Here is an 11,877-nt window from a genome sequence, read left to right on the forward strand (position 1 = left end):
TTTTTTTATGGGGGAGGAGCTAGGAGGATGAGATAAGCGTTGTTGAGCTGGCTAGGTATGAGCTATTGGATAAATTGTGATATTTATCGCAAAAAAAGATGCCCCTTTTTGTGGGCAACGGCACGCTTCTTCTGTTTTTGTAATAGAGATCACACCCATTCCGGGCAGGGCGTAGAGTAGGGGAGGATGAGTATTTCCATTGTTAATTGCACACTAGATCAGCACTCTCCGCCAATGTAACAAAACAGTTCACTCTGAACCTACTTAAACTATAAGGACGGAATGATGATAAAAACAACCTTAAAAGTAGGCGCTCGTACCTTAGCGCTTTCTGTTTTAGCTTCACTGGTACTTTCTGCCTCTGCTTTTGCAAAAATTGAGGAAGGTAAGCTAGTTATCTGGATCAACGGTGATAAAGGCTACAATGGCTTGGCACAAGTTGGTGAGAAGTTTGAGAAAGATACGGGTGTCAATGTTACGGTTGAGCATCCAGACAAGCTTGCAGAGAAGTATTCACAGGTTGCAGCAACCGGCGATGGGCCGGATATTATTTTCTGGGCTCATGATCGCTTTGGCGGTTACGCACAATCTGGGCTGGTGACAGAAATCACGCCAGATCCGAGCTTCAAAGATAAGCTATTTCCGTTTACCTGGGATGCTGTGCGCTACGACGGTAAGCTGGTTGGTTACCCGATTGCGGTTGAAGCCCTCTCTCTTATCTACAATAAAGACTTGGTGAAGACGCCACCAAAAACGTGGGAAGAGATCCCGGCTCTGGATAAGGAGCTGAAGAGCAAAGGCAAAAGCGCCATTATGTTTAATCTGCAAGAGCCATATTTCTCTTGGCCGTTGATTGCTGCGGACGGAGGATATGCTTTCAAGTTGGAAAATGGCGCATATGATGTGAAGAATGCCGGAGTGAATAATACGGGTGCCAAATCAGGGCTGCGTTTCATTATAGATTTGGTGAGAAATAAGCATCTAAACGTAGATACTGACTATTCCATTGCTGAGGCGGCGTTCAATAAAGGTGAAACGGCGATGACCATCAATGGTCCGTGGGCGTGGGCTAACATCGACAAGAGCAAGGTAAATTACGGTGTGGCGTTGTTGCCGACGTTTAAAGGCCATCCATCTAAGCCGTTTGTTGGTGTATTGACGGCAGGTATCAATGCTGCCAGCCCGAATAAAGAGCTAGCGAAGGAGTTCTTGGAAAACTATTTGCTGACCAACGAAGGTTTGGAGATGGTGAATAAGGATAAGCCGTTGGGGGCTGTGTCATTGAAATCCTATCACGATATTCTGGCTAAGGACCCACGTATTGCTGCCACGATGGAAAATGCTAAAAACGGTGAAATCATGCCGAACGTCTCACAAATGAGCAGTTTTTGGTATGCCATGCGCAACGCTATTGTTAATGCGTTGGCTGGCCGTCAGACCGTTGATGCCGCACTAAGTGATGCCGAAGCCCGTATAACTAAGTAACCTGTGAGAACGCTTTTTTGAAGGCGTTCTCTTTCCTGCAACCAGTAAGGATGCCTGTTTGCAGGAAGATTGATTAAGCTATCCGCAAAGCTGTTACGTCGTAGTAAAAAGGAAGAGCATTATGTCAGCGACGCTCGAAAAAACATCATGGTGGCAGCATTCTGCTCTGAAATGGTTTGCAGTGAGCTTGTGTGTACTCTTTACCGGTTATCTGCTGGTATTGATGTACTCACAGGGAGAGTATCTGTTTGCAATGGTGACACTGGTATTGTTGGGAACGGGGATTTATGTTTTTTCCAACCGCAATACTTATGCTTGGCGCTATACCTATCCGGGTGTAGCAGGAATGGGGTTGTTTGTACTGTTTCCGCTCATTTGCACTATTGCTATCGCCTTCACCAACTATAGTAGTATCAATCAACTGACTTTTGAACGTGCACAATCTGTCCTGATGAGCCGTCAGTATCAGTCAGGGCAAGCATTGACTTTTAAGCTCTATCCAAAATCGGATTTGTGGGTTTTGGCACTGAGTATACCGAGCCAAACGAAGCAACTAGTGTCCGAACCGTTTTCGCTGTCAGCAATGGAAGAGACTACGTTGCATGTGTATGAGCAGGATAATCTTGAGAACGGTGAAGCGGCGACATTGCGCATTATCACCCAGAATCGACAGGCATTGAACCGGTTGGTTGTTGTTTTACCGGACGGTAACCGGCTGAAAATGAGTTCGCTACGTCAATTCTCTGGAGTACATCCTCAATACTCTCTTGGGGAAGATGGTGAGATCCTCACTGATAATCAAACAGGTACGCTTTATCGCCCCAATACGGATACCGGTTTCTATCAGTCTGTCAATGCAGAGGGTAAATGGGGAAATGAGACTTTGACGCCAGGATTTACTGTTGCCATCGGCTGGAAAAATTTCCTGCGGGTGATACAGGATGAAGGTATTCAGAAACCATTTCTCGCTATTTTCGTTTGGACGGTTGTGTTTTCTCTGTTCACTGTGGTGCTGACCGTTGCTGTCGGTATGGTTTTGGCTTGCATTGTGCAGTGGGAAGCGCTGAAAGGTCGTGCAGTTTATCGCGTGTTGTTGATCTTACCCTATGCAGTGCCATCGTTTATTTCTATTTTGATTTTCAAGGGGTTATTTAACCAAAGTTTTGGTGAGATCAATCTGTTGCTTAACGGTCTATTCGGTCTTAAACCTGCTTGGTTTACCGATCCGACGATGGCGCGAACCATGCTGATTGTGGTGAATACCTGGCTTGGGTATCCCTACATGATGATCCTCTGCATGGGATTATTGAAGGCAATACCCGATGATCTGTATGAAGCATCGGCAATGGATGGTGCAGGACCGTTTCAGAACTTTTTTAAGATTACCTTTCCGTTGCTGCTTAAGCCATTAACGCCGCTGATGATTGCCAGTTTTGCCTTTAACTTTAACAACTTTGTTCTGATTCAGTTGTTAACCCTTGGTGGACCAGATCGCATTGGCACCACGACGCCAGCAGGCTATACCGATTTACTGGTGAGTTACACCTACCGTATTGCTTTCGACGGCAGTAGTGGTCAGGATTTTGGCTTGGCTGCGGCGATTGCTACAGTGATCTTTTTGTTGGTTGGTGCACTGGCGGTTATTAACCTGAAAGCTACCCGTATTAAATTTGACTAAGGAAGGAATGTAATGGCGATGGTTCAACCCAAATCACAGAAATGGCGTTTGTTAGCGACACATTTGTTGATGTTAACCTTTATTGCCATGATCTTATTCCCTCTACTGATGGTTATTACTATCTCCCTGCGGCCGGGGAACTTTGCCACGGGGAGTTTGATCCCGGAAAGTATCTCTTGGGAACATTGGAAATTGGCACTTGGCTACAGTGTGGTATCACCGGATGGCCGTGTTACACCACCACCTTTCCCGGTTATGCTATGGCTCTGGAACTCCGTTAAGGTGGCCTTTATTACCGCTGTAGGTATCGTTACGTTATCAACGACCTGTGCTTATGCCTTTGCCCGTATGCGTTTTCGCGGTAAAAGTACCTTACTGAAAGGCATGCTAATTTTTCAGATGTTCCCGGCGGTACTTTCCTTGGTGGCGTTATATGCCTTGTTTGATCGACTAGGGGAATATGTACCGTTTATCGGCCTTAATACCCACGGTGGTGTGATTTTTGCCTACCTGGGAGGCATTGCGTTGCATGTCTGGACGATTAAAGGTTATTTCGAAACCATTGATGGTTCCTTGGAAGAGGCTGCCGCGCTTGATGGCGCGACACCGTGGCAAGCTTTTCGTATGGTGCTGCTACCGCTTTCGGTACCGATTCTGGCAGTGGTATTCATTCTTTCCTTCATTGGTGTGATTACGGAAGTGCCTGTTGCCTCACTGCTTTTGCGAGATGTGAACAATTACACTTTGGCGGTGGGCATGCAGCAGTACCTTAACCCACAGAACTATCTTTGGGGAGATTTTGCCGCCGCGGCTGTGCTCTCGGCACTCCCGATTACCATCGTCTTCTTGGTTGCTCAGCGCTGGTTGGTCAGTGGTTTGACCGCCGGGGGAGTAAAAGGCTAATCGCAATATTCTCACTGTGGATCCCTTTAATAGATTGAGATTAAAGGGATTCACGGAAGTATCAATTATTGCTGGTGGTGAACTTGACGATTTAATTGCCATGACAGGAGATCGGTAAATACCTGCCAACGTTTGAACTGTTTAGTTTGGTCTGCTGTCATTGGCTGGGGGTCACCGAGTAATAATCCTGTTTGATTTGCCCACGGTCGAAATTCACCTTTACCTATCATGACATAAGCTCCTTGCGGTGTAATAGTGACTTCCGGGTTATATCCTTGACACCAGATAGGGTCTAGATGTTCAGCCAGCAAATTACAGCCGGTACGGTAATAAGCTGTATGTGACAAGCTCAAATGGTAGAGGGTTGGCCAAATGTCTTTATGACTGCCGACTCTGGTAGCATCAAAAATTGCGTTTTGGCGATAAGTGGGCGGCACGTAGAGATAAAACGGTACACCGTGGCCGATTGCCAGTTCATGAGCATCTGGATAACTGATACCTCGAATATTATGGTCACCGGTTGCCGCAATAATGGTATGGGAAGCCAATGACTGAGATTTTACCCAACTAATAAATTGTCCTAATTGATCGTTGGCGTAACGCAGGGTATGAAAAACCTCTTGTAACTCATTACCACTAGCCAAATGACTTAAACGTTGTTTCTCGGTATCACTCAGCTTGATGTCGGTTTTCTGATAACCTGCCGGCGATTTATACGGTGGGTGATGAGTAGTGGATAATGACATAATCAGAACATGCTCCCCGTTCTTTTCTGCCTGAGTTAAGCGCTCTTCAATATAACGGAACATAAACTCATCAGGTACACCCCAGGTATCGAATTTGGCTTCTGGATAGCGTTTTTTCAGCCCATTTTGATCGATAAATTCACTGACTCCCAGGTTTGGCAGGAACTGATTCAAATTACGCCATGCGCCGTTACCGGATGTGACGAAGATGATTTTGTAACCATTCGCCAGATAGGGTTTGAACATATTGCTGGTGAAATCGAGATGCTGCGCGGTGGATTGACTGACTGCACTGTTTGGGCTGCGGATCAAGAAACGGCTTAAACTGTCAATGGTGCCATCTCCTTCAGAAACGAAACGTTCAAAACGCCAGTCATTTTGCCAGTGCTGGCGTAGAGCGCCAAAAACATCAAGGTCTGGGCGATCCAAGCTTTGTAGGTGATAACCCATACTCTCCATGACGTTAAAGATTACGTGAGGCGGATTTTTTTGAGCGGTGGGATTATCGGCGGTTTTAGCCATAAACGGTGACAGATTTGCGGGGGTTGGCTTCTCCAGAAAATGGTTTAATAACCAGCTACCTCGTTCATCTGTTGCTTCCGGGAAGTGGCTGTTTTTGTAATGATCATTAAACGCCCAATTGAGTGCCATTGGACCATTAGGTGTCAGCATATTAAGCATTTTGACTTCTGAAACTTGTGTATTGGACTGACGTAGTGGAAAGGTACCTATGGAGCCACGCATGCCAACGAAGCAGACAGTCAAAATAACCAGCGTCGCCATCGCAGAAACCGGCAGACTGGTTTTGCGCTCTGTGCGTGAAATAAGGTAGCGTTGCCAGAGCAGACAGAGCCAGAAAACAGTCATTGCGAACAGCGCTAAACAGAGCAAACTTTCAATCACGGGATAGTCGTTCCATAGGGTGTTCAGCACGGCTTGCGTATCATCTTCCACTAAGCCGAAGATGAAAATATCGAACGACCGTTCATAAGTGGCATAGTAGTAAACATTACTTACCGTCAAAGCCCCGACTACGGTATTGAGTGTTGTTGCCAACCACGGATAGGCGTGTTGCCATATGTTGAAGCTGTTTTTATTAATGGCAAATAAGCTAGCAATCAGCAGACAAGGCACAAATAGCAAACTGGCAATACGAATATCAAACAGTCCGCCGATCCAGAACATTCGTTCCACGTCTTGAGTAGAGTCAATGAAGAGCTGATAACTGCCATAAGTTAAGAGAAGATAGATTCTTCCCGCCATTTGTGTTGCTACCGTTAGCAACCAGGGAAGTAAAAGTGCGATAAAAGCCAGTTTAAATCTGGAAAACCACATAATGCCTTCTTATTGGTAATAGATTGATAAGGTTAATTTAGTGTTTAGCAGGTCAAGATCCTATCTCATTCAGCAACTTACTGCCTATCCCATTGGGTTATTTTATTTGCTATTTTTCGCAGTAGAGTAGTCATTGGTCAGATAGACGTGGTTGAAAGAGGGTTCACACTACAAACCATCTTTACCTCGAAAAGGCACGCCAGCCGATATAAGGCAGGAGAGGAATGTCGATGAGGTGTCAGCCGGGTTGATTTTAAATTCACTTTACATATAAAGATGCATCGCGACGGCAAGGGAGTGAATCCCCGGGAGCATAGATAACGATGTGACCGGGGTGAGCGAGTGCAGCCAACAAAGAGGCAACTTGAAAAGATGATGGGTATATATTGATAGCGATTAATGAGCCATTTCATGTGATATTTATCACATTTTTTTATGTCCATATGATAAATATCGTGATCTTGTGGTCATAATATTTAGAGAGCGAAATTCTCTGTTATTTGTCTCCACTCCATCCTACTCAGCTGGACGCGGTCTATTGTTCTCTCTAACGCCACGTATTAAATGATGGCTATTTTACGCTGTCATTTTTTTACCGCGGAACAGACCGGCGCTATTTAAAAGAGCTGCATGTCATGGCTCGTTTAATAGCCTCTTGCGTTATCCCCGTTTCAGGATAATGGTTCAATTATGTAGGGTTTCAAATATGGATGGATTAGTTTTCACCTGCCGAATTGGCGCACTGCCCCAAACCACCTTTCAGGTAGCGCAATTTACTTTACAGGAAGAGCTGTCGCAGCTTTATCGCCTGACGTTAAAGGTGGTCAGTTCACGTGACGATATTCCCCTGAATGAACAACTGGGTGACAGTGCATCATTGGTTATTACCCGTAATGGCATCACCGAACGGACCATTAATGGCATGATAACCGGCGCTGAACAGGGTAATACCGATGGCCGTCGCACTTTTTATATTTTCACTGTCCGCCCCAAAATGTGGCTGATGACGCTCAATCAGGATAGCCGTATTTTCCATCGGAAGTCCGTACCGGAAATCTTAACGATCCTGCTTAAAGAGCATTATATTTTCTTTGCCCGCGATACGCTCTATAAACGCCATGCCGAACGGGAATACACCACGCAAAAACGCGAATCCGCCTATGATTTTTGGTGCCGGCTGGCGGCGGAAGAGGGCATTATTTTCTGGTTTGAGGAAGAACAGACGTTGTTCTGTGATTGCCATCTGGGCATGCAGGCGGATATTGCTCTGACTTACAATACGCATCCTGAAACGGACGAGACCGATACCACGGCGTACCAGTGGAGTTATGGCGAATACCTGTGCTCGAATGGCACGGTCCAGAAAGATCATAACTTTCTTAACCCCAAATATTCGCTTGAGCATCAGAAGCAATCCGACGATAGCGGGCACCATTCGGTGTTTGAAAGTTACGGGCGTTTCCAGTGGGACGAGGAAGGAAAACCTTTTACCCAACTGCGGCTGGAACAGTTACGAAACTACAGTAAAGTCGGTACCGCTAAAACCAACTGCATCCGGCTGCGGCCGGGCAAGATTTTTACCCTGCAATCCCATCCCATAGAAGCCATGAACGCCCGCTGGCAGTTAATCTCTGTCACGCATCATGGATGGCAACCTGTCGCGTCAGACGACGGGGGTGAAGGCACAACACTGACCAACGAGGTCGCCTTTATTCCCGGAAACCAGGACTGGCGGCCGCCTTACCGCTACAAACCGCTGGCGGACGGTGATGAAGTCGCCACGGTGGTCGGGGTGGGAAGCGAAGAGATTTATGTGAACGAACACGGCGCGATACGGATCCATTTCCACTGGAACCGTTACGATAAGGCGGACGACCACGCGTCTTGTTGGGTACGGGTGGCACAGGGCTGGAACGGCAACGGTTTCGGTTTTATGGCGATACCGCGCGTCGGGCAGGAGGTGATCGTCAGCTATCTCAACGGCGATATCGACCGCCCGATTGTGACGGGGTGTACCTATAATGGCCTCAACCGTCCGCCTCTTGATTTACCGGCGGAGAAAACCCGTACCACCTTTAAAACCCGGACTCACGGAGGAGAGGGATTTAATGAACTGCGCTTTGAGGATAACAAAGGAAGCGAGGAAGTGTTTATTCATGCTCAGCGGGATATGAATACCCAGATTCTCCGGGATAAAACCACGCAGATAGGCCATGACCAGCAAACAGAAGTGGCGCATAACCGCACGGCGATCATTAAAAATGATGATGATGAAACCGTGCAGGGCGGCCAGACGCTTGAAGTCGGTCAAAATCAAACGGTGACCATTAAAGGTCAGCAAGCCCTTTCCATTGGTAAAAGCCATCAATTAAACATCGCCGATAACCAGCAAATTACCGTGGGTAAACATATCACGGTGCACTCTGAAAGCGGGCAAATCATCATTGGGAACGCAGGCGGGCAGATAGTCATTGACCCGATGGGCAATATCCGTATCGAAGGGGTCAGCATCACCATGACCGACCATATCACCGGCAAGAAATCCGCCGGTGCGCTGTTTGACTACTCCGCTCGCTATACCCTGCTCAGTGAACAAAGCGATAAGCCGCTGGTGAATGTCCCCTACACCATCACCACCGGCGAGGGTCAGATTATCCCGGGTAAAACTGATTCGCTAGGCAGAACGGTGACGGTACAGAGTGCGGCAGAAGAAAATCTGCAACTGCGTTCACCAGAAAACCCACCTAAACCGAAGCAAACCTTATATCAGGCCAGTGATAACACACCGGTAGAGCATGTTATGGAATTTACGGAGAAATAAGTATGGCAATATCCAACAACGGCAAGATGTGCCCGGCTGTCACATCAATCACCTGTACGATGGAAATCGGGGTCTTTCCCGCCGATGAAGATCCCTGTTATCTGGCGAGAAAAGCCGAATACGCTCTGCGTTTGCCGGCAATGATTATGACCAAACTGGGCGCTATTCGCTTTCTCAATCAAGTCATTATGAGTGGGTTGATTAAGGTTGAGGAGCTTAAGCATGACTTCCTGTGGCCCTATAAAGCAGAAGTGGTGTTTGCTATCCGAGGAGAGCAGGATGTCCCTTTACCCATGCTGGCAACCAGTCAAGACTCTAAGCAACGTTATGGTGGTAATTTGCCGCAATCCAGTAATCCGTTTGCCCGCCCTTCTGCCGAAGACGCAGAGAAATTTGGTGTTGTTAGTATTCGTCGGCCCGATATTATTCTGGTTAAAGATGAAGCTCTCCGCTGGCCGGGCAGAAATGCTACCTACTTCGATGGTTCTATGCACCCTGATAATCTAAAGATGTTGATTGAGGTGAAATTTCCGGGGGATGATCTGAGTAGAGATCAGGAACTGGATTATATGCTAATTGCGACAGAAAAACGTTTTGGTGTAATGCGTGTCATAGATAATCGCACTGAGGAGCAAAAACAGTATGATGAAGCGTGGCGAAAACTTTATCAGCCCGGTTCCCAACACTATAAAAATCCGATCCCACTGGCCCCGCTGCCGTCCGGTTCACCGCCTGATGATAACGCTTTACCCGCTCCTCCCGCAGAGGGTGTGCCGGGGACTATTCCGCAACCGCTGACAAAAAATCCACCGCTTCTCAGCACTTCCCGCTGGTCGTTTTTACCCAGCTATGAAGACTGGGTTGTCCTCGGGCAGGAGGTGGCGGGTCTGGCCGAAAATGGGTTGAATTATGTCCGCGACAGTACCCGGGAGCTTCTTGCCCAGTTTGGTACCTGGCTCAATCAAACCGGCAAATGGGTGTGTGAAGAGATTATTGACCCGATAAGCCATCAGGTCAGCTACGCGTTTTCCTGGGTCAGTGAACAAACGGGAAAAATCGTGACCTGGACGGAGAGTGAGATAAAAGCCCGGTGGCAGATTGTGCGACAGGGTTCAGACATCACCCTGGAAGAGTTAAAAAACATTAGCTGGATGCAGATATTAAAAGAGGTGGGTGAAGGCATGCTGGAAATGGTGGTGATTATTGCCGGTGTTGCCGTTGTTATCCTGGTCACCCTTGCCGTCGCTGCCGCATTGATTGCACTGGTGGAAATTTTAGCTGCCGCTGCCGCAGTTAGCGCCGCCGCGCTAGCCGCTGTTTTGGCAATATTGGCGAGTGTGACATTCGCCACCGCATCATAATTAACGGAGAAAATATGGAAACTTCAGATTACTTTACCCAGTTGAGATCACAACTGGCCGCGTTTACTTTCCTCAATGGCGATGGGCTGACTGTTTCTCGTCTTGGGATTTCTATCACCCTGTTTTTTAAACAAGGCTACACGCCGGAGAAAAAACAGCGCATTCTGGCCTGCTATCGCCGCTTTCGCGAAGAGTTTGGTACTCATCTGCGTTTTCATCGTCATTCACTGAAAGGACTAAAAAAATATTCCCCAGAAAATATTGCCAAAGTTGAAGACGGTATTCTTAATCGGAAAAAAAATCAGCTTTCTACCTGGGATATTAGTGACGCCAAAAATATCTATGAAGCTCCCCGCTATCTGATGCATTACTTGGATTCCCGAGAAATTGATGGTGACGATGGTAGTTCCTACCTGAGTCTGGTGCTGCCCTGGGATTATCTAAAAGAACAAGAGGGCATGACCCGGTTTATGGCCTGGTTAGAGTTTCTGTGTGAACAACTCGAACCGGACAGTGGGGACTGTGGCTACTGTCTGGTGCTGCCCAGAGATTACCATGACTACTTTCCCTTAGAGTACCAGCTAGCGCAACGTTACCCTTCATTGCAGGTTAATTCTGCTGTTCATACAGCCAAATTACAGTATGGACATTCCATCCGGGGCATTAACTGGATCACTCTGCTGTCCAAACGATTTGTAAATCGACTGGGCGGGGAATTCTGGATACGTCAGGTGCTGCGCCCCTACCGGGATGTGGTGATTAGTTCTTATTCCAATGGTCTGATAATCCGGGCCGGTCAATACCCGAACTTAACGCCACTGCCGGGCAGTGTCCCGGAGAGTTATTTTGCTATTAACCAACTGATACGTCCGATACGGGTCATTCCCCGTGAAGGCCATTCCCTGCACTTTTATGGTGCCGGTCATTTTGATGATATTTCCACCCTGGCCTGGTATGCCCGTTATGACCGGGGACCGCTGCAAGTGACCCCTTTGAGGGGTGATCATCCGGCACTGGTCAGCGGGATCTGGCGAACCGATAGCCTGCCTGGCCAGCAGTACTTCTTTGCTCAGGGTGCGATGTCTTTTGATGTTCCAGGTACAGAGACGGGTACAACTATCTGGCATCTGGTACGGGAAGCGGAAAATATGTGGGAATAACAGATTATCCACTGCCTCATAGTTCATGGAGAAAATGATGGAAACTGTAGATAACTTTGCCCAGTTGAGATCACAACTGGCCGCGTTTACTTTCCTCAATGGCGATGGGCTGACCGTTTCCCGTCTGGGGATTTCTATCACCCTGTTTTTTAAACAAGGCTACACTCAGGAGAAAAAACAGCGCATTCTGGCCTGCTATCGCCGCTTTCGCGAAGAGTTTGGTACTCATCTGCGTTTTCATACTCATGAATTAAAGGGGTTAAAAAAATATTCACCGGAAAATATTGCCAAAGTGGAAGAAGGCATTCTGAATCAGAAAAAAAACCAGCTTTCTAGTTGGGTAGTCAGTGACGCCAAAAATCTCTATGAAGCCCCTCGCTATCTGATG

At 47.3% G+C, this 11,877-nt stretch carries 8 protein-coding genes; 7 read left to right on the top strand and 1 reads right to left on the bottom strand.

Features of this window, described 5'->3' with window-relative positions:
• The first annotated feature begins 285 nt into the window (after window positions 1-285).
• The 3 genes from malE to malG all read left to right on the top strand — a co-directional run bounded on the left by malE (window position 286) and on the right by malG (window position 4,066).
• Window positions 286-1,485 carry a maltose/maltodextrin ABC transporter substrate-binding protein MalE gene (malE, locus tag SLS51_RS18900; RefSeq protein ID WP_323840165.1) on the top strand — a complete coding sequence of 400 codons (1,200 nt, stop codon included), beginning with the start codon at window positions 286-288 and terminating at the stop codon, window positions 1,483-1,485.
• A gap of 121 nt (window positions 1,486-1,606) precedes the next feature.
• Window positions 1,607-3,163 carry a maltose ABC transporter permease MalF gene (malF, locus tag SLS51_RS18905; protein ID WP_323840159.1) on the top strand — a complete coding sequence of 519 codons (1,557 nt, stop codon included), beginning with the start codon at window positions 1,607-1,609 and terminating at the stop codon, window positions 3,161-3,163.
• Window positions 3,164-3,175: 12 nt separating this feature from the next.
• Window positions 3,176-4,066: a maltose ABC transporter permease MalG gene (gene malG, locus SLS51_RS18910; protein ID WP_036779893.1), complete on the top strand. Its 891-nt coding sequence runs from the start codon at window positions 3,176-3,178 to the stop codon at window positions 4,064-4,066.
• 65 nt (window positions 4,067-4,131) lie between these two features.
• Here malG and SLS51_RS18915 read toward each other — a convergent pair whose 3' ends face one another.
• On the bottom strand, window positions 4,132-6,147 hold the full coding sequence (locus SLS51_RS18915) for an LTA synthase family protein (RefSeq protein WP_323840160.1): 2,016 nt from the start codon (window positions 6,145-6,147) through the stop codon (window positions 4,132-4,134).
• A gap of 679 nt (window positions 6,148-6,826) precedes the next feature.
• On the opposite strand from SLS51_RS18915, the gene SLS51_RS18920 reads away from it, so the two are divergent.
• The 4 genes from SLS51_RS18920 to SLS51_RS18935 all read left to right on the top strand — a co-directional run.
• The gene (locus SLS51_RS18920; protein WP_323840161.1) at window positions 6,827-8,968 is read left to right on the top strand and encodes a type VI secretion system Vgr family protein; all 2,142 of its coding nucleotides are present in this window, start codon (window positions 6,827-6,829) and stop codon (window positions 8,966-8,968) included.
• A gap of 2 nt (window positions 8,969-8,970) precedes the next feature.
• Entirely contained in the window at window positions 8,971-10,329 is a 1,359-nt protein-coding gene (locus SLS51_RS18925) for a VRR-NUC domain-containing protein (RefSeq protein WP_323840162.1), read from the top strand.
• Between the two features lie 14 nt (window positions 10,330-10,343).
• Window positions 10,344-11,489, top strand: coding sequence for a DUF3396 domain-containing protein (locus SLS51_RS18930; protein ID WP_323840163.1), 1,146 nt, complete (start codon window positions 10,344-10,346; stop codon window positions 11,487-11,489).
• A gap of 37 nt (window positions 11,490-11,526) precedes the next feature.
• A partial coding sequence (locus SLS51_RS18935; RefSeq protein ID WP_323840166.1) for a type VI immunity family protein occupies window positions 11,527-11,877 on the top strand: 351 nt, incomplete at its 3' end.

Origin of the sequence: Photorhabdus africana (genome assembly GCF_035181445.1) — a bacterium.
GTDB lineage: Bacteria > Pseudomonadota > Gammaproteobacteria > Enterobacterales > Enterobacteriaceae > Photorhabdus > Photorhabdus laumondii.